Source organism: Actinocorallia populi, assembly GCF_002995495.1.
GTDB classification, from domain to species: Bacteria; Actinomycetota; Actinomycetes; order Streptosporangiales; family Streptosporangiaceae; genus Actinocorallia; species Actinocorallia populi.
In genome coordinates this window covers 1-17716 of sequence record NZ_PVZV01000015.1, presented here as the reverse complement: position 1 = coordinate 17716, position 17716 = coordinate 1, and the positions used below count along the sequence as shown (strand labels likewise).

At 72.4% G+C, this 17716-nt stretch carries 17 protein-coding genes; 7 read left to right on the top strand and 10 right to left on the bottom strand.

Going from position 1 to position 17716, the window contains the following annotated elements; genetic code table 11:
• Position 1 precedes the first annotated feature (1 nt).
• The 6 genes from C2865_RS38090 to C2865_RS38065 are packed head-to-tail and all read left to right on the top strand — an operon-like array spanning position 2 to position 6202.
• Complete coding sequence (locus C2865_RS38090; RefSeq protein WP_106403650.1) at positions 2–1066, top strand: MCE family protein; 1065 nt, start codon at positions 2–4, stop codon at positions 1064–1066.
• A complete protein-coding gene (locus C2865_RS38085; RefSeq protein ID WP_106403649.1) occupies positions 1066–2091 on the top strand; it encodes an MCE family protein in 1026 nt (341 codons plus the stop codon). Before C2865_RS38090 ends, C2865_RS38085 begins: the two co-directional genes overlap by 1 nt.
• The gene (locus C2865_RS38080) at positions 2088–3134 is read left to right on the top strand and encodes an MCE family protein (protein ID WP_106403648.1); all 1047 of its coding nucleotides are present in this window, start codon (positions 2088–2090) and stop codon (positions 3132–3134) included. The genes C2865_RS38085 and C2865_RS38080 overlap by 4 nt, the downstream gene beginning before the upstream one ends.
• Positions 3131–4123 (top strand): MCE family protein, encoded by a 993-nt coding sequence (locus tag C2865_RS38075; protein ID WP_106403647.1) that lies wholly within the window; start codon positions 3131–3133, stop codon positions 4121–4123. The genes C2865_RS38080 and C2865_RS38075 overlap by 4 nt, the downstream gene beginning before the upstream one ends.
• 10 nt (positions 4124–4133) lie before the next feature.
• Complete coding sequence (locus C2865_RS38070; RefSeq protein WP_106403646.1) at positions 4134–5444, top strand: MCE family protein; 1311 nt, start codon at positions 4134–4136, stop codon at positions 5442–5444.
• Positions 5441–6202, top strand: a complete 762-nt coding sequence (locus tag C2865_RS38065; RefSeq protein WP_106403645.1) for a hypothetical protein — start codon at positions 5441–5443, stop codon at positions 6200–6202. Before C2865_RS38070 ends, C2865_RS38065 begins: the two co-directional genes overlap by 4 nt.
• Positions 6203–6250: 48 nt before the next feature.
• Here C2865_RS38065 and C2865_RS38060 read toward each other — a convergent pair whose 3' ends face one another.
• The 8 genes from C2865_RS38060 to C2865_RS38025 all read right to left on the bottom strand — a co-directional run bounded on the left by C2865_RS38060 (position 6251) and on the right by C2865_RS38025 (position 15553).
• Entirely contained in the window at positions 6251–7348 is a 1098-nt protein-coding gene (locus C2865_RS38060) for an XdhC family protein (RefSeq protein ID WP_106403644.1), read from the bottom strand.
• A 20-nt stretch (positions 7349–7368) separates the two neighbouring features.
• Positions 7369–8562 carry a cytochrome P450 gene (locus C2865_RS38055; protein WP_106403643.1) on the bottom strand — a complete coding sequence of 398 codons (1194 nt, stop codon included), beginning with the start codon at positions 8560–8562 and terminating at the stop codon, positions 7369–7371.
• 17 nt (positions 8563–8579) lie between these two features.
• A complete protein-coding gene (locus C2865_RS38050; RefSeq protein ID WP_106403642.1) occupies positions 8580–9416 on the bottom strand; it encodes a mycofactocin-coupled SDR family oxidoreductase in 837 nt (278 codons plus the stop codon).
• Positions 9417–9424: 8 nt separating this feature from the next.
• Positions 9425–10099, bottom strand: coding sequence for an SRPBCC family protein (locus C2865_RS38045; RefSeq protein WP_106403641.1), 675 nt, complete (start codon positions 10097–10099; stop codon positions 9425–9427).
• Complete coding sequence (locus C2865_RS38040; protein WP_106403640.1) at positions 10096–10587, bottom strand: (2Fe-2S)-binding protein; 492 nt, start codon at positions 10585–10587, stop codon at positions 10096–10098. Before C2865_RS38040 ends, C2865_RS38045 begins: the two co-directional genes overlap by 4 nt.
• Positions 10580–11455 (bottom strand): FAD binding domain-containing protein, encoded by an 876-nt coding sequence (locus tag C2865_RS38035; protein ID WP_106403639.1) that lies wholly within the window; start codon positions 11453–11455, stop codon positions 10580–10582. The genes C2865_RS38040 and C2865_RS38035 overlap by 8 nt, the downstream gene beginning before the upstream one ends.
• Positions 11452–13797, bottom strand: coding sequence for a xanthine dehydrogenase family protein molybdopterin-binding subunit (locus C2865_RS38030; RefSeq protein ID WP_106403638.1), 2346 nt, complete (start codon positions 13795–13797; stop codon positions 11452–11454). Before C2865_RS38030 ends, C2865_RS38035 begins: the two co-directional genes overlap by 4 nt.
• A gap of 199 nt (positions 13798–13996) precedes the next feature.
• Positions 13997–15553, bottom strand: a complete 1557-nt coding sequence (locus tag C2865_RS38025; protein ID WP_106403637.1) for a GMC oxidoreductase — start codon at positions 15551–15553, stop codon at positions 13997–13999.
• Between the two features lie 135 nt (positions 15554–15688).
• Here C2865_RS38025 and C2865_RS38020 point away from each other — a divergent pair, with 135 nt between their 5' ends.
• Positions 15689–16270: a TetR/AcrR family transcriptional regulator gene (locus tag C2865_RS38020; RefSeq protein ID WP_232836046.1), complete on the top strand. Its 582-nt coding sequence runs from the start codon at positions 15689–15691 to the stop codon at positions 16268–16270.
• 33 nt (positions 16271–16303) lie between these two features.
• Here C2865_RS38020 and C2865_RS38015 read toward each other — a convergent pair whose 3' ends face one another.
• Entirely contained in the window at positions 16304–16771 is a 468-nt protein-coding gene (locus tag C2865_RS38015; protein ID WP_106403636.1) for a hypothetical protein, read from the bottom strand.
• Positions 16768–17376, bottom strand: a complete 609-nt coding sequence (locus C2865_RS38010) for a TetR/AcrR family transcriptional regulator (RefSeq protein ID WP_106403635.1) — start codon at positions 17374–17376, stop codon at positions 16768–16770. The genes C2865_RS38015 and C2865_RS38010 overlap by 4 nt, the downstream gene beginning before the upstream one ends.
• Positions 17377–17716: the final 340 nt, after the last annotated feature.

Sequence of the window (17716 nt, the reverse complement as noted above, 5' to 3'; positions counted from 1 at the left end):
CATGCCGAGACCACGTTTCAAGGACGCCAGGACCCGGCAGCGCGGGTCCTCGGTGGTCCAGGTGATCGCGTTCCTGCTCCTCACCGGGCTGCTCACCTTCTTCATCACCGTCCAGATCGCGCGGCTCGGTTTCGGCGACACCTACCGGGTCACCGCGGTCTTCACCGACGCCAGCGGGCTCATGGAGGGCGACAAGGTGAAGATCGCCGGGACGCCGGTCGGCCGGGTCGGCGCGATCCGGATCCGCCAGGGCAAGGCCGAGGTCGAGCTGGAGATCGGGGTCGGGCACCGGGTGCCCGAGGACAGCGAGGCGGCGATCCGCTGGCGCGACGCCATCGGCCAGCGGGTGGTGTACCTGATGCCCGGCACCGGGGCGGCCATGCTGCGCGACGGCGACCGGGTGGCCCGCACCCGGTCGGTCGTCGACCTCAGCGACCTGATCAACCGGCTCGAGCCGCTGGCCCGCGGGCTCGAGCCCGAGCAGCTCAACACCATCCTCCTGGCCATCTACACCGCCATGGACGGCACCGAGGACGACGCCTCGCGGCTGCTGGCCAACGTCGACCGGTTGTCGTCGACCATCGCCGGACGCAAGCAGACGCTGCGGAAGATGCTGGACGACTTCTCCACCGTCACGGGCGTCCTGGCCCGGCGCGACCAGCAGATCGCCCGCACCGCCGACGACCTGGCCACGCTGACCGAGGCGTTCGGCGAGAACCGCGCCCTCGTGGACACCGCCATCGAGCAGTTGTCCGAGACCCTGCGCACCACCGACAGGGTCGCCGGCGACAACGCCGACGACCTGGACGAGATGGTCGAACGGCTCTCGTTCGTGATGGACGGCACCGACCGCAACCTGGGCCTGCTCAAGAAGATGCTGCCCGTCACCTGGCCCAAGTTCCAGCACCTGTTCGAGCTCTCCAGGCGCGGGGGGTTCCTCGTCGGCGCCGCCCCCTGCATCTTCCTGACGCCCAGCCCGTGCCCCGACGACATGCGGCTCACCGAGATCCCCGAGGGCCCCATGACCGCCCGTTCCCTGAGCGAACTCGTCGTGGGGGGCAACTGATGGCGCTCAAGTCCTTCCGCGACCGCGACCCGGCGGTGCTCGGCGTCTCCTCGCTGCTGGTCCTCGTCCTGGGGCTCGTCTCCGTGTTCCTCGTCGGCAGCACCGGCCTGCTCCAGAACCGCTACACCATGACCGGCGTGTTCGCCGGGACGGGCGGCCTGCACTCGGGCAACGAGGTGCGGGTCGCCGGGATCAAGGCCGGCGAGGTGACCGCGGTCGAGCCCGACTTCACCCGCGGCACCGTCCTCGTCACCTGGAAGGTCGACCGGGACGTCGACCTCGGCCGCCAGACCCGCGCCGAGATCAGCACCTCCAACATCCTGGGCGGCCGCTACCTGCGGCTCAGCGGCCCCGTCACCGAGCCCTACCTGGCCGGCCTGCCCGACGAGCAGCGCCGCGTCCCCCTGGAGCGCACCCGCCTTCCCGTCACCGCCAACGACCTGGTCGCCACCGGCACCCGCACGTTCGCGCAGCTGGACACCAAGCTGATCGGCGATGTCATCGACCAGCTCGGCGGGGTCTCCCCCGCGACCCGCGAGCGCCTCACCGAGGCGCTGCACGACCTGGCGCGGCTGGCCGACGCCCTGGAGAAGGCGAGCCCGCAGCTGCGCGAGCTCATCTCCAGCAGCGACCGCCTCCTGGGCATGGTCCGGGCCAAGGACGCCCAGCTCGCCCGGCTCGCCCGCGGCGTCCAGGGGCTGCTCGACCAGCTGCGCGACCGGCAGGCCGAGCTGTCGGTCCTGCTCGGCAGCGGCAGCAGGGCGGTCACCCGGCTCTCCGAGCTCATCGACGACCAGCAGCACAGGCTGATCGACCTGATGGAGGACATGGGCGGCACCGTCGGCGGCCTCCAGCCGGAGCTCGACGACATCAACACCCTGCTGGCCTGGCTCGGTCCCGCCATGTCCGGCTTCGCCACCGCCAACTCCTACGGCTCCTTCCTCGACGCCGCCATCACCCAGCTCGGCCCGATCGCCCCCGAGGACCTGTCCAAGCTCACCGCCCAGTCCGGGAGGAAGCAATGAGACCCCCGCGGATCCTCACCGCCGCCCTGCTCGCCGCCGGGCTGACCGTCACCGCCGGAGGGTGCTCCGTCCTCGGCGGATCCGACGGCTACCGGATCTCCGTGTACTTCACCAAGGCGCCGTCGCTGTACGAGAAGTCGCGCGTGAAGATCATGGGAGCGAACGCCGGCGTCGTGGAGGGAGTCCACATCGACGGGCAGCGGGTCCGGATCGACCTGCGCGTCGACGGCCACGTGCCCGTACCCGCCGACGCGCGCGCCACGATCACCGCGGACAGCGCGATCGGCGAGCGGAGCGTGATCCTGTATCCGGCGTGGAAACCGGGGATGGGGCGGGCAGGGCCCGGCGCGGTGATCCCCGCCGAGCGCACCGACCCGCCGGTCGAGATCGACGAGGCGCTCGGCTCCTTCACCGCCCTGGCCGACTCCCTCGATCCCGACAGGCTGCGCGGGCTGGTGCGCACCGGGGCCGAGCTCCTGGACGGCCGCGGCGAGGGCATGAACGACGCGCTGGGCGACACCGCGGCGCTGGCCCAGACCCTGGCCTCGCAGGACGAGCAGATCGTGTCCGTGGCGACCGGGCTGCGCGACCTGGCCGCCTCGCTGAACCGGCGCGACACCCAGCTGAGGTCGCTCATCGACGCGTTCAGCGCCACCGGCAGGCAGCTCGCCGACGAGCGGACCCGGCTGAAGAACCTGCTCGTCGGCCTCGAGGCCCTCATCCGCAAGGGACAGCTGATCGTCGTCTCCTACCGCGAGACGCTGCCGCCCACCCTCGCGCAGGCCTCGTCCCTGCTGATGACCATGAAGGCCAACAGCGCCGAACTCGGCCGGGCCATGACCGGCATGGCCGGGATGACCGACGCGATCGCCGACGCCTGGGACCGGGACAAGCACGTCTTCGTCATCCGCGCCCAGCTCAGCCCGACCCTGCGCATCTGGCTCCAGCCGATCTTCACCGCCATGGGCTGGGGCCGGGTGCCCTGCCTGGACGGCCCGGTCGGCGACTGCCCCACCGAGATCGAAAGGAAGGGGCGGCCATGAGGCGCGTCCTCGCGCTGCTGGTGGCCCTCTCCTCGGTGGCGGGCTGCTCCCTGCAGACCCTCGGCGCGCCCAAGGGCGACCTCACCCTGTACGCGGTCTTCGACGACGTGCAGAACCTGGTGTCGGGCCACGGCGTGCAGATGTACGACGTGCGGATCGGCTCGGTCGTCGGCATCCGGCTCCAGGGCTACCGCAGCAGGGTGACGCTCTCGCTGGTGGACGGCACGCGGATCCCGGTGGGGACGACCGCGACCATCGCCCAGACCAGCCTGCTCGGCGAGAACTACGTGCGGCTGACCCCGCCCGACGGCGCCGTGCCGCGGGTCGCGCCCGCGATGGCCGACGGAGCCCTGATCGCGAAGACCGCCGTCCAGCCCGACCTGGAGCGGATCACCGACCGGGTCGGGCCGGTGCTGGGCGCGCTCGGCGGGGAGAACCTCGCGGACATCGTCTCCGAGCTCTCCACCGGACTCGACGGCGCCGGGCCGCGGCTGCGGAAGATCATCGAGCGGGCCTCGGACATCTCCGAGAGCTACGCGGACGCGGGCCGCGACCTGCGCACGCTGATCGACGGCCTGGGACGGCTGGGCGACTCCCTCGCCGAGGCCTCCCCTGCCCTGGACCGGCTGCCCGGCTCCCTGCTGGAGATGACCGAGCGGGTCGAGAAGGACCGGACCGAGCTCAAGAGGACGCTGACCGGTCTCACCGACCTCGCCGAGGAGGCCAACAGCGTGATCAAGGAGCGGCACGGCGAGCGGCTGCGGACCACGCTGCTGAGGTTGAACGCCGTCCTTCGCGCGATGACCCGAGGCAAGGACCAGCTCAAGACCGTCCTCGACGACATCACGAACAAGCTCATGCTGGCACCGCGCATCTCGAACGACGGGCAGGTCCTCGCCGTCGCCTGGCTGGCCGGCTTCCTGCCCGGCGAGAAGAAGCCGAAGCCCGGCCTCGACAAGAGCCTCAAGACCCTGCTGGCACCGAAGTGAGAGGACCGCGATGAGACCGCGCATCCTGCTGAACCTCGCCGTCTTCGCCGCGGTCGCCGTCCTCATGTTCGCCTGGGCGGCGCTGACGCTGCTGCCGATCCGGTTCGGTGCCGACCTCATCGAGGTGAAGGCCGAGTTCGCCGCCTCCCCCGGCCTGCGCTCCGGCCTGGAGGTCGACTACCTGGGCGTGCCGATCGGCAGCGTCGAGTCGGTCGAGCTGCGTCCCGGCCGGGTGACGGTCACCCTGCTCATGGAGCGGGGCAAGGAGGTGCCGAACACCGTGACCGCCCAGGTCCTGCGCAAGTCCGCGGTCGGCGAACCCTATGTGGAGCTCTCCCCGCCCCCGTCGGGCGCCACCGCAACGGCGCTGAAGGACGGCGACGTCATCCCCGTGGAGCGCACCGACTCCACGGTCCGGTATCAGAAGCTGTTCGACAGCGCCGGACGGATGCTGCGCTCGATCGACCCCGCCGACCTGAAGACCCTCACGAGTGAACTGGCGGCCGGGCTGGACGGCCGCGGCCAGCAGCTGCACGACACCCTCGCCGACCTCGACCGGCTCACCGGGACCATCGCCGACCAGGCGGGCGTGCTCGACGCCCTCTCGGTGCAGCTGACCTCCCTGGCCGGGACCCTCTCGGACAAGAGGACGCAGCTCGCCTCCGGGATGAACGACCTGGCGCTCTTCACCTCCGCGCTGAGCGGGACCAGCAAGCAGATCGACGGCCTGCTCGACAACGGGCCGAACCTCATGCAGCAGGTGAACGCGCTGCTCGGGGAGGCGCGGCCCGGCCTGCGGTGCGTGCTCACCGCGGCGGGGACCCCCGCCCCCTCGGTGTTCGACGACACGAACAAGAAGGCCGTCCAGCACGCCCTGAAGAACCTCCGCGACGTCTTCCCCGGGATGGTCGCGGACGTCCTGGAGAAGCCTGGGAACGGCGGCTCCTATGTTCGGGCCACCGCCGTCATCAGCGTCGCAGGACCGGTGCCGAACCCGCCGGAGTACCCGCGGATGCTGCCCGTCCCCGAGGAGCCGCCGATCTACCACTGCCGCGACGCGCCCGCCGAAGGCGACGCCGTGGAGGACGCCGGCCGGCGGGAGCAGCAGCCTGAGGAGGCGGCGCGACCCGCGGGGACCGCCCCCGAGGACGTCTTCCGGACCGTCGCGCCCCGGCCCGTCGCCGCGCCCGGGGACGAGAGCCTGACGGACGCCTGGCTGCCGCGGCTCCCGATGGCGGTCGCCGCCCTGGTCCTGCTGGGCACCGCAGCCCACACCGTACGCCGGATACGTTCCGTGTCCGGGCCGAGGAGGAGATCATGACCACGAAGACCACGGAAGAGCTCCCGGCGGACGGAATCCCGGAGGACTCCTCGGAGGTGCCTGCGGCCGAGGAGACCGAAGTCGCGGACACCGAGGCCGCGGTCGAGAAGACGCCGGAGAAGGCCGAGCCGGAGAGCTCCGCCGCGAAACCGAGGCCGCGGCGGACGCCCCGCCTGTCCGCGGGGCTCTCGAGACGGCTGATCGTGGCCGCGCTGGCGCTGGTCTTCCTCACCGCCGTGGTGACCGCCGGCATCCAGTGGCGCGAGGCCGACCGCCTGGCCGACCAGAACGGCACCGAGCAGCAGGTGCGCGACCGTTCCGCGGACTTCGCGCGGGCGCTGCTCGCCTACCGGCACACCGAGCTGGACGCCACGCAGAAGCGCATCCGCGACCTGACGTCCGCGGACTTCGGCAACTCCTACCAGTCGGCCTTCGACGGCCTGTCCGAGGTCATCACCAAGTACAAGGCGGACGCCACCGCCACCGTGCGCGACGTCTACCTCAACGGCCTCGACGGCGGACGGGCCAAGACCCTCGTCACCCTCGACAGCGAGGTGCGCAGCACCATCGGGGTGCGCCAGGTCCTGGGCACGAAGCTCCTGCTGGAGCTGGTCCTGGAGAAGGGGTCCTGGCGCGTCGACGCGATGTCGACGCTTCCGGCCGACGACGAGACGCTCACCAAGCCCGACGGCACCGTCGAGGACCCTTCACAGAAGAAGGACGACACCGCCGAGACGACGGATCCGCAGCAGCCCTGATCGGATCCGCGGCGGGCCCCGCCCTCATCGGGGCCCGCCGCGGAGTCCTCATCCGCCCCCGGCGGCGCGGTCGGGGGCGGCGCCTTGGACGTGGTCGTGGTGGATGGGCCCGCCGGTGCGCGCCAGCGGCAGGGCGGTGCCCCCGCGGCGTACCGCCACGAGCTCCGCGACGATCGCCACCGCGGTCTCCTCGGGGGTGCGCGCGCCCAGGTCCAGCCCGATCGGTGAGCGCAACCGCGCCAGCTCGGCCTCGGTGAGCCCGGCCTCGCGCAGCCGCTCCAGCCGCTCGGCGTGGGTGCGACGCGACCCCATGGCGCCGACGTAGCCCACCGGCAGCCGCAGCGCGACCTCCAGGAGCGGCACGTCGAACTTGGCGTCGTGGGTGAGGACCACCACGGCCGTCCGGGAGTCGACCTGCGCGGCGGCCAGGTAGCGGTGCGGCCAGTCGACGACGACCTCGTCGGCGTCGGGGAACCGCGCCTGGGTGGCGAACACCGGCCGGGCGTCGCAGACCGTCACGTGGTAGCCCAGGAACCGGCCGAGGGACGCCACCGCCCCCGCGTAGTCGATCGCCCCGAAGACCAGCAGCCGCGGCTTCGTCGCGTGGGAGGAGACGAAGACCTCCAGCCCCGGGCGGCAGCGGACCGCAAAGACCCCGGTCACGCCGCTCTCCAGCATGGCCCTGGCCTCCGCCACCACCACCGCGTCCACATCGTCCGTCCCGCTGGTGCCGTGGTGCCCCTGCGGCCAGACGGCCACAGTGGCGCCGGAGGCGTTCAGGACGTGTGCCACGGCCACCGGCGAACCGGCCGAGACCGCCTCGACCACGTGCGGGCAGGGCGAGGGCTGCACGAACACCTCGACGGTTCCGCCGCAGGTCAGGCCGACCGCGAAAGCGGTGTCGCCGGAGTAGCCGAAGCTCTCCCGGACCGCGACACCGCTTTCGAGGACCTGGCGGCACAGCTCGTAGACGGCGCCTTCGACGCACCCGCCGGACACGCTGCCCACCGCCTCGCCGTCCTCGGCCACGGCCATGGCCGCGCCGGGCCGGCGGGGCGCGCTGCCGCCCACCCCGATGACGGTGGCCAGCGCGTACCGGATACCGGCCTGGTGCCAGTCCCGGAGCCTCCCGGCGATCTCACGCATGCGCCCGCTCCCGCCCGGACTCAGCCGAGGACGAGCGGGAGCGTCTCCCAGCCGCGGACCGTCGACGTCTGCGCCAGCTTCGCATGGTCCCAGTCCACCTCCCAGTGCTGGAAGCGCTTCAGGATCTCCTCCATCGCGATCCTTCCCTCCAGCCGGGCCAGCGCTGCGCCCAGGCAGTAATGACCGCCCAAACCGAAGGTCAGCTGCTGGCTGATCTTTCGGTGGATGTCGAACTCCTCGCCGTCGGGGTAGCGGCGGTGGTCGCGGTTGGCGGCGCCCACGATGAAGAGCATGGCGCTGCCGGCCGGCACGGTCGTGCCGTGGAACTCCACGTCCCGGCCCACGTACCGGGCGACGGAGTGGCCGGTCGGCTCGAAGCGCAGGATCTCCTCGATGGCGCCGGGGATCAGGGACGGGTCGTCCACGAGCTCGCGCCGCTGGTCGGGGTACTGGGCCAGCAGGGACCCGATCCAGCCGATGAGCCGTCCCGTCGTCTCGTTCCCGGCGCCCGCGACGACGGTCACGTAGGTCAGGATCTCGTCGCGGGTGAGGGTGCGCGTCCTGCCCTGCTCGTCCTCGAACTCGGCGTTCAGCAGGTCGGTCATGAGGTCGTTCGACGGGTTCTTCATGCGCCAGTCGATGTACTCGCCGAAGGCCTCGTTGCTCAGGACCGCGCCCCCCTCGAAGTCCATCTGCCCGCCGTCCTCGGTGCGCAGGATCTCGTCCGTGCGGTCGCGGATGGCCGGCTGGTCGGCCTCGGGGATGCCCAGGAGCATGCCGATCACGCGCATCGGCATCTCGGTGCCGAGGGCGGCCATGAGGTCGAAGCGGTCGCGGTCGGCGACGGCCTCGAGGGCGTTGGTGCAGAACATGCGCACCTGCGGCTCCAGCATGCTGATCCGCCGGGGGGTGAAGACGCGGGAGAGCAGGCGGCGGTGGATGTCGTGGACGGGCGGGTCCTCGAAGATGAGGGTGCCGGGCGGGATCTCGAGGCCCGACTTGATCAGTTCGAGGATGTTCCCCTTGGAGGAGGGGAACGTCCGCCAGTCCGGCAGGCCGCGCTCGCAGTCGTCGAAGCGGGTGACCGCGTAGAAGTCGTACTTCTCGTTGTGGTAGAGCGGCGCCTCCTCGCGGAGCCGGCGGTAGATCGGGTAGGGGTCGTTCGCGAGCTCGGCGTCGTAGGGGTCCCAGTAGACCTCTCCGTCGGCTGCCACCTCTGCGCCTCCAGAATTCACTTGAGCATGGATCCGGCGTCGATCGGGAGCGTCACACCGGTGATGTAACGCCCCTCGTCGGAGGACAGGAAGAGCACCGCGTTGCTGATGTCCACGGCCTCCACCCACGGGATCGGCAGCGCGTTCATCATCTGGGAGATCGGCGCCATGTCCTCGGCGGTCGGGTTCTCCAGGTCGGGGCGGAACATCCGGTAGGTCATGTCGTTCAGCAGCATCGGCGTGCTCACCTGGGTGGGGTGGACGGAGTTGACGCGGATGCTGTACTGCGCGAGCTCCACCGCCATGGTGCGCATCAGCCCGACCACGCCGTGCTTGGCCGAGACGTAGTTGCCGACGTGCGGGTGGGCCTTCAGGCCGCCCACGGAGCTGGTCAGCACGACGGAGCCGCCGCGCCCGCCCTCGATGAGGTGCGGGACCGAGGCCTTGGCGGTGTGCCAGACGCCGGTCAGGTTGACGTCGATGGAGTCCTGCCAGAGCTCCTTCTCCATCTTGTGGATCTCGTTGCCGGAGGCGGCGAGACCGGCGTTGGCCACGACGATGTCCAGCCTGCCCAGCCGGCTCACCCCGTCGTCGACGGCGGCCTTCAGCCCGTCGAAGTCGCGCACGTCCACCTGGGTGGCGACGATGCGGCGGCCCAGCTTCTCCACCTGGCGGACGGTCTCGTCCAGATCCTCGGGGGTGGACATGGGGATGGGCACCGTGTCGATCTGCTTGCAGACGTCGATCGCGATGATGTCGGCCCCTTCCTCCGCCAGCCGCACGGCGTGGCTGCGGCCCTGACCGCGGGCCGCGCCGGTGATGAAAGCGACCTTGCCTTCGACTCTTCCGGGCATCTCTTGCCTCATTTCTCGGTGTTCGAGGAGCCGCCGCCGGTCTGGCGGCGGCGAAGGAGGGCGAGCAGGAGGACCAGCAGGACCGACGCGACCGCGAGGGGGCCGGCGTACCGGAGGAGTCCCCCGCCGACCGGCCCGAGGAGGTCCACCGGCTCGGCGGGGAGCCCCGGTGCCGGCCGGGCCTCGGGCTCCGCGGCGGGCTCCGCCTGCCCTGCCGTGGCCGCCGCGGGAGCGGCGGGGCCGCCGGCGAGGTCGGCGGCCAGGTTGGCGGCGAACTGGTCGATGAGGGCGGCGGCGACGTCGGCGAGCGTGCTGCGGCCGAACTGCGCGGGCCTGCCGGTGATGGTGAGGTCGGTCTCGACGAGGACTCCGGTGGTGTCCCCGCGGTCGGTGAGCGAGCACGTGATGACCGCCTTGGCGGTCCCGCCGCCGCGGGTCTCCCGGCCGCCGGCCTCCATGACCACGGTCCTGGCCGCCTCGTCGCGGGAGAGGAAGGTGACGGTGCCGCTGTAGGTGAGGCCGATCGGCCCGAGCTTGACCTTGACCTTGCCGCCGAAGCGGTCGCCCTCGTGCGAGGTCAGGGTCGCTCCGGGCACGCAGGGGGCGATCCGCTCGATGTCCAGCAGGACCTTCCACGCCTCCTCGGCTGGGACGGGGATGTCGAGGGTGTTCTGGAGCTTCATCCGGTCTCCTCCGCGGCGGCCGGTCCGCCGGCCGCCGCCCTGACGGCCTTGAGGATGCCCTGGTAGCCGGTGCAGCGGCACAGGTTCCCCGACAGGCAGTCGCGGATCTCCTCGTCGGTGGGGTCGGGGTTGTCGCGCAGGAACGCGGTGGCCGTGACGACCAGCCCGGGTGTGCAGAAACCGCACTGCAGCCCGTGGTGGTCGCGGAAGGCCGACTGCACCGGGGAGAGCTCGCCGTCCGGCGCGGCGACGCCCTCGACGGTGGTGATCTCGGCGCCGTCGGCCTGCACCGCGAACACCAGGCAGGCGCGGACGGCCTCCCCGTCCATCAGGACGGTGCAGGACCCGCACACGCCGTGCTCGCAGCCCACGTGGGTGCCGGTGAGCCGGCAGTGCTCGCGCAGGTAGTCGGCGAGGGTGAGGCGGGGCGGCACGGTCGCGCGCCGCGCCCTGCCGTTGACCTTCATCCGGATCTCGATGTCAGGCATCGCCCGCCTCCTTGACGGCTCGGCGCCAGGCGCGCGCCACCATGACGGCCCCGACGTGTCTGCGGTAGTCGGCGGAGCCGTGCAGGTCGGCGGGCACCGACCGCAGCTCCGCGACGGCGGTGCTCCCGACCTCTTCGGCCGAGACGGAGTCGGTGCCGCGGCCCGCCAGCGCCGCCTCCGCGGCGACGGCGCGCAGCGGCACCGGGCCGAGGCCGAACAGGCCGATGGCGCACCGCCGGATCTGCGCGTCGCCGTCGAGCTCGACGGCGACGGCGGCTCCGGCGAGGGCGAAGTCGCCGCTGCGGCGGGCGAACTCCTCGACGGCGAACCCGCTGCGGGGGGCCCGGACGGGGAAGGTGATCCCGGTCAGCAGCTCGTCCTCGGCCAGGCCGGTGCTCCACATGCCGGTGAAGAACCCGGCGGCGGGGAGGGTGCGGCTGCCGCGCGGCGACAGCGTCTCCAGCCGCGCGTCGAGTGTCAGGGCGATCGCCGGGTATTCGGCGGCGGCGTCGGCGTGCGCGACCGACCCGCCGATGGTGCCGCGGTTGCGGATCTGGAAGTGCCCGATCAGCGGGGTGGCGCGGGACAGCAGGGGCACGTCCCGCGCGACCTGCTCGGAGCGCCCGATCTCGGCCTGGGTGGTGGCGGCGCCGATCCACACGGCGTCGCCCCGCCGTTCGATTCCGCGCAGCCCCGCCACATGGCGCAGGTCGACGAGGTGGTCGAAGACGGCCAGCCGCAGGGCGAGCATGGGCACCAGGCTCTGCCCGCCGGCGATGAGCTTGGCCTCCTCCCCCAGTTCGGCGAGCAGGCCGACGGTCTCGGCCGCGTCCCGGGGCGCGTGGTAGGTGAACGGTGCGGGCTTCATCCGGCGGCCTCCTCACGGACCCGGGCCGCGCGGACCAGGGCGACGATCGACTCCGGGGTCACCGGCAGCCGGGTGATCTTCACGCCGAACGGGGCGAGCGCGTCGGCCACCGCGTTCACGACGGCGGGGGGAGCGCCGATCGCGCCGCCCTCTCCGACGCCCTTGTAGCCGCCGGGGCCCGGCCCCGGGGTCTCGACGTGGCCGTACTCGATGACCGGAACCTCGGTGGCCGTGGGCAGGAGGTAGTCCATGAAGGTGGTGGAGACGGGGTTGCCGTCCTCGTCGTAGGCGAGGTGCTCGTACAGCGCGCCGCCGATCCCCTGCACGGCGCCGCCCGCGATCTGTCCCTCCACCACGCTGGGGTTGATCATCGGGCCGCAGTCCTCGCTGACGATGAAGCGCAGCAGCTTCACCGCGCCCGTCTCGACGTCCACCTCGCAGGTGCACAGGTGCGTCGCGTTGGCCCAGATCACCGGGCTCTGCGCCCGGTAGCGGCCGCTGGCCTCCAGGCCCGGCGGCACCCCCGGCGGCAGTGTCTCCGGCTGGAAGTAGGCGATGGAGGCGATCTCGGCCAGCGGTATGCCGGTCTCGGGCTTGCCGCGGACCGCGGCCTGCCCGCCGGCCACCTCGACGTCGTCCACCGACACCTCCAGGCGGTGCGCGGCGATCTCGGCGATCCGCTCCCGCAGGATGGAGGCGGTCACCTCGACGGCGCCCGCGGTCATCGAGCCCGACCGGCTGCCGCCCGTGCCGCCGCCGAACGGCGTGACCGCCGTGTCGCCCTGGACGGTGTTGACGTCGGCGATGTCCACGCCCAGCGCGTCGGCGGTGAGCTGGACGACGGTGGTCTCGAGGCTGTTGCCGCTCGAACCTCCGCCGACGTACACGTTCACCTTGCCGGAGGGCTCGATCCGGATCGTCGCGCCCTCGGTGGCGTGCAGCGACAACGAGTCCGTGGTCGGCTCGACGTAGGTGCAGGTGCCCACGCCCAGGAAGCGCCCTTCGGTCCTGGCCCGCGCCTGCTCCGCGCGGAAGGCCTCGTAGTCCAGCATCTCCAGGGCCTGCTCGAACGTGTCCAGGGGGGTGACGTCGCTGTAGGGCATGCCGTTGTGGTTGGTGTAGGGGAACTCGTCGCGCCGCAGCAGGTTGCGGCGCCGCAGTTCGGCGGGGTCCATGCCCATCTCGCGCGCCGCGATGTCCAGGAGCACCTCGCGCGCCACCGACTCGAACTGCCACGGCCCGCGGTAGGCGGTGCGGCCCACGGTGTTGGAGAAGACCCCCGTGGTGGCGAACGTGCCCTGCGGGACCCGGTAGGGGCCGGGGAACAGGATGCCGACGACGGCGCAGGTGTTCATCGGCGCGGGGATCGGGTAGGCGCCCACGTCCTGCACGTAGTCGATCGCGGTGGCCAGCATCGTGCCGTCGGCGTCGAAGGCGATCCGCGCGTCGGCGTGCTCGTGGCGGGCCTGTCCGGCCGACAGCAGGTTCTCGCGCCGGTCCTCGATCCACTTCAGCGGGCCGGGCACCTTCAGCGAGGCCAGCATGATGCAGATCTCCTCGCGCATCGGGAGGACCTTCTGCCCGAAGCCCCCGCCGGTGTCGCGCATCACGACCCGCACCCGGTGCTCGTCGATCCCGAGCAGCCGGGCGCAGAACAGGCGCATCTCGTGCGGCGACTGGGTCGACGCCCAGATCGCCATCTCGCCGGTGACCGCCGACCACTCCGCGACGATCCCGCGCGTCTCGATGGGCACCGCCGCGTACGCCTGCTGGCGGATGGTCTCGCGCACCGTGAACGCCGCCTCCTCGAAGACGGGGAAGTCCTCGACGGGCAGACCCGCGAGCTCGCACGCGATGTTCCGCGGGTAGTCGGCGTGGACCAGTTCGCCGGAGTCCCGTGCCGTGGCGTAGTCGACGACCGGGGGCAGCGGCTCGTAGTCGACGACGACGAGCTCCGCGGCGTCCTCGGCGATGTAGCGGTCGTCGGCGACCACCAGCGCCACCGGGTCCCCGACGAAGCGCACCTCGCCTTCGGCCAGCTGCGGCCGCGGCGTGTCCGGTACGTCGCGGCCGATCAGGGTGTACCACTGCTCGTGCACGCCCGGGTTGAGGTCCTCCGCGGTGAACACGGCGTGCACCCCCTCGAGGGCGAGCGCCTCCGAGGCGTCGACGCTCCCGATCGAGGCGCGGGCCAGGGGGCTGCGCACGAAGCACGCGTGGAGCGTGCCGGGCCGCGCCACGTCGTCCACGTAGGTGCCGTGACCGGTCAGCAGCCGCGGGTCCTCCACCCGGGGCACCCGGGTGCCGGCGTAGCGCGCCCCGTTCGTCGTCTCGTCGTTCATGCGGCCACCGGCCTCGCCGGACCGAAGTCACTCACTCAGGGCTCCTCTGACCGTGGGCACGGACCGATGCCGTGCGTCAAGGCGAGCATTCGGGAAGCCGCCTGCGCTCCCCGCACTGTTGAGCAGTTGCCCAGCAGTGCTGAGCACATGACTAGCATCGGGAAAATGCACCGTCAAGACCCCGCGGGATCGCCCCTGTTCAGAAGACCTTTCCCAGGTCCTCGCGCACGATGGCCGCCATGCTGTGCTCGGCGAGCGCCGCGATCGTCATGGCCGGATTGCAGGCGCCGGCGGAACCGGGGATGCGCGCCCCGTCCAGCACGTACAGGCCCTGGTGGCCCAGGACGCGGCCGCGGCGGTCCACCGCCTCCCCCATGGGGACCCCGCCCAGGGCGTGCCACGTGGCGGGCTCCGGAGCTCCGGCGTCGACCACGATCCCGCCGCCGGCCTCCGCGAAGGCGTCCATGCGGCCGTCGAGGACCTCCCGGAGAGCCGCGTCGGCCGACTTCGGCCACATCAGGCGCGCGTCGTCCTCGGCCGCGTCATAGGTCCATCTCCCCGCGGGCTCCACGATCCCGAACCCGGCCATGAGCATCATCCTGGCGGGCCCCGGCAGCAGCAGGGGCGAGCCGGCGTGGATGAGCGTGTAGGGGACCGGGCTCGCGGCGTCCCGGCCCCCCACGCAGGCCGGACCGCCCTGCGTGCGGCCGGGGTCGCCGTCCATCTGGACCCAGGCGTAGACGCGGTCGCCGTTGTTGCCCCACCGGGTGCCGACGGCGTCGGGCAGGTCGGGCACCAGCCCCTTGGCGCGCGCCTTGACCAGCAGCCGCGTGGTGCCGGGCGACCCGGCGTTGAGGAAGACCGCGTCCGCGGTGATCCTCTTGCGCTCCAGCAGGGCGCCTTCGGCGTCGATGCGGTCGACGTGCAGGACCCAGCGCCCGCGGGCGTCCATGGCGAGGTCGCGCACCACGTGCAGGGTCTCGATCCGGACCCTGCCGGTGGCCTCGGCCGCGGCCAGGTACGTGACGTCGACGGAGTGCTTGCCGCCGTTGTTGGCGCCGAAGGTCAGGTCGCCGACGGTGTAGGCCGGCAGGTAGCGGCCCTCCAGCTCGCCCCGCACGAAGCTCCAGTCGATGCTCAGCGGCACCTTGAAGGTCTCCAGGCCCGCCTTGGCGGCGACCTCGAGGAAGAGCCGGGAGGACCTGTAGGGCTCGGCGGCCAGGATGTCGTCGGGGATGGTGGAGAGCCTCAGCATGCGGGCGACCGCGGGGTAGGCCCACCGGTCCAGGTCCCCGTAGTCCCCCGCCATCACCGGCATGGACCGCGCGAAGTGCTCCTCGGCCGGCTGCAGGATCATGCCGTAGTGCACCAGCGACCCGCCGCCCACCCCGGCGCCGCAGTTGATCGTGATGCCCTTCTCCCGAAGGGTCTCCACCAGCCCGGTGTAGGGCTTCCAGCTCTGGCGGACGCCGGGGGTCATGCTCCGGTCGGTCAGCCAGTGCGCGCGGCGGTCGAGGTCGGGCATGCGGGGGAAGGAGGTGGCGTCGGGCCCGGTCGGCCAGCGCAGGCCGCGCTCGAGGACGAGCGCCCGCACGCCCGCCTCCGCCAGCCGCAGGGCCGTCACTCCCCCGCCGAAGCCCGTGCCGACGACGACGGCGCGCTCGTGGTGCTCGGTGACGGGGGCGCGGCGCGTCGGGGAGGGGGCCGCGGCGGGCCGCGAAGAAGCGGGGTCGAGGTCGAACATGCTGGATCCCATGCCGTTCTCTCGGGGGTCTGCCCTGCCGCGACCCGCCCGACATTAGCCGATCGGCTAATTCGCATCCAGCCGATCGGCTGAGAAGAATCCAGCCGAACGGCTGGGTCGCGCCGGGGAGGTTGGTAGGGTTCGCGGGTGGTTCACAGGACGCGGCACCCGGAAGCGGCCCGGGAGCGCCTGCTGGCCGTCGCCCTGGAGCTGTTCGCCCGGCACGGCGTCAGCGGCACCTCGCTGCAGATGATCGCCGACGAGCTCGGGGTGGCCAAGGCCTCGGTCTACTACCGGTTCCAGACCAAGGACGACATCGTCTGGGCGGTGATCACCCCGGCCCTCGAGCGGCTCGCCGGGGTGACCGGCAGGGCCGAGGGCCTGCGGCGCCGCGCCGAACGGGCCGAGGCCCTCCTCTCGGGCCTGGTGGACCTCGTCGTGGAGCACCGCAGCCTGATGTCCGTCCTGCAGTCCGACCCCACCGTCCTGCACCTCGTCCGCGGCCGCCCCGCCATGCAGGAGCTGGAGCGGCGCATCACCGGGCTGCTCGCCGGCCCCGACCCCGACCCCGAGATCCTCGTCGGGACCGTCATGGTCAGCGGCGGCCTGATGACCGTCGGCACCGACCCCCGCCTGGCCGGCCTGGACGACGAGACCCTCCGCCGCCACCTGCTGGGCACGGCGCGCCGCCTCCTCCGCCTCCGGACGCCCTCCCCGCCGGCCTCCTGACCCCGGGCGGACGGCGGAAGGCTCCGCGGCCCGTCAGGCGCCGAACGTGCCGAGCGGCCGGAACGTCTCGGTGCAGCCCGTCTCGCCGGGCTCCAGGGCCAGCGCGCTCAGGGCCTGGACCTTGAACGCCCGCGCCGCCGCGCTCAGCCGGTACCGCACCACGCCCGCCCCGTCGTCCAACACCTCGGACGCGGACCAGAACCTGCAGTCGGACGCGCCGCGGCCGACCGCCGCGCGCACCATGCGCCGGACCCTCGGGTCGGAGTCGTAGAGCTCCAGTTCGACCGCGAGCGCGGCCGGCGGGTGTTCCCGCACCGGCGCCTCCAGCGCGCTCTCCAGGTCCCGGCGGTCCGCCCCGAGGATCCGCATGGGCAGGTCGGCGCCGCCCGCGGTGAGCACCCGCACCTCCCAGCCGGTGAACGCCCGGTCGACCATCCAGCCGCCGGCCCGCCGCACGATGTCGGCGGGATCGCGCGCGACCACCGTCAGCCGGTACCTCATGGCCCGTCCGAGGGTGGCGCGAGCTGCCGGGAGAGCGATGCGATGTACTCCTTGAACACCGCGTTCACCGGTGTCGATGGGTCGATGAGCCATGATGTCTCTATCCCGTTGATGAAGGCGACGATCTCTTCCGCCTTGATGGACGAGTCCAGGTCGGCGCGGTACCTGCCGGTGCGCTGGCCCCGCTGGATCCCCGCGGCGACGGTGTCGACCGCGGCCCGGTGCCTGCCGTACAGCCGGGCGTACAGCGGGGCGCCGGGGTCGAGGTTCTCCATGCGGAGCACGGCGTACATGCCGACCATCTCAGGCGCCTCGGCGATCCGGTCGGCGACGTGTTCGAGCTGTTCGAGAATGTCCTGGGAGCGGTTCGCGTGGGCTTCGTCGTAGGTGTCGCGCGCCTCCAGCACCGCGTCGAGCAGGTGCTGCTTGGACCGGAAGTGGTGCAGCAGGCCCGACGGGCTGATCCCCGCCGCCTGCGCGATCTGGCCCAGCGTCGTCGCGCGCCATCCGTTCCGTGTCAGCAGGCGTTGCGAGACGGCGAGGATCAGCTGCTTCCGGTACTCGCCCTTGGCGAGGAGCGCCGCGTAGGGACGTGGGTCGGACATGGAGGCTCCCATCCGAACTACCGAAGGTACGTTAGGTCGTCCGGCCGGCCGGAGGCCGGACCCGCGGTCCGGCACGGCACCGGTGCTCCCCCCTTCCTCCGCCGACGAGGGCACCAACTTTGCGAGCACTCACTCACTTAGCCGTGAAAGGAAGGTAACCTCTCGCCCGGCCGGAGGCAACGGGGTGGCGGGAGGAATCTCGGCCGATCCGCCGGCCCGGAACGCGGCGGGGCGACACCGCGGACCCGGACCGGCGGACGGCGGCTACTTGAGCTTGGCCTTCATCTCGTCGAGCTTCACCAGGATCGGGTAGCCGCTGACGCTCAGGGCGTTGCCGTGG

Excerpts from the sequence above, each read along its gene's own strand:
- C2865_RS38090 (WP_106403650.1), top strand. The coding sequence starts at position 2 with ATGCCGAGACCACGTTTCAAGGACGCCAGGACCCGGCAGCGCGGGTCC.
- C2865_RS38085 (WP_106403649.1), top strand. The coding sequence starts at position 1,066 with ATGGCGCTCAAGTCCTTCCGCGACCGCGACCCGGCGGTGCTCGGCGTC.
- C2865_RS38080 (WP_106403648.1), top strand. The coding sequence starts at position 2,088 with ATGAGACCCCCGCGGATCCTCACCGCCGCCCTGCTCGCCGCCGGGCTG.
- C2865_RS38075 (WP_106403647.1), top strand. The coding sequence starts at position 3,131 with ATGAGGCGCGTCCTCGCGCTGCTGGTGGCCCTCTCCTCGGTGGCGGGC.
- C2865_RS38070 (WP_106403646.1), top strand. The coding sequence starts at position 4,134 with ATGAGACCGCGCATCCTGCTGAACCTCGCCGTCTTCGCCGCGGTCGCC.
- C2865_RS38065 (WP_106403645.1), top strand. The coding sequence starts at position 5,441 with ATGACCACGAAGACCACGGAAGAGCTCCCGGCGGACGGAATCCCGGAG.
- C2865_RS38060 (WP_106403644.1), bottom strand. The coding sequence starts at position 7,348 with ATGCGTGAGATCGCCGGGAGGCTCCGGGACTGGCACCAGGCCGGTATC.
- C2865_RS38050 (WP_106403642.1), bottom strand. The coding sequence starts at position 9,416 with ATGCCCGGAAGAGTCGAAGGCAAGGTCGCTTTCATCACCGGCGCGGCC.
- C2865_RS38045 (WP_106403641.1), bottom strand. The coding sequence starts at position 10,099 with ATGAAGCTCCAGAACACCCTCGACATCCCCGTCCCAGCCGAGGAGGCG.
- C2865_RS38040 (WP_106403640.1), bottom strand. The coding sequence starts at position 10,587 with ATGCCTGACATCGAGATCCGGATGAAGGTCAACGGCAGGGCGCGGCGC.
- C2865_RS38035 (WP_106403639.1), bottom strand. The coding sequence starts at position 11,455 with ATGAAGCCCGCACCGTTCACCTACCACGCGCCCCGGGACGCGGCCGAG.
- C2865_RS38030 (WP_106403638.1), bottom strand. The coding sequence starts at position 13,797 with ATGAACGACGAGACGACGAACGGGGCGCGCTACGCCGGCACCCGGGTG.
- C2865_RS38025 (WP_106403637.1), bottom strand. The coding sequence starts at position 15,553 with ATGGGATCCAGCATGTTCGACCTCGACCCCGCTTCTTCGCGGCCCGCC.
- C2865_RS38015 (WP_106403636.1), bottom strand. The coding sequence starts at position 16,771 with ATGAGGTACCGGCTGACGGTGGTCGCGCGCGATCCCGCCGACATCGTG.
- C2865_RS38010 (WP_106403635.1), bottom strand. The coding sequence starts at position 17,376 with ATGTCCGACCCACGTCCCTACGCGGCGCTCCTCGCCAAGGGCGAGTAC.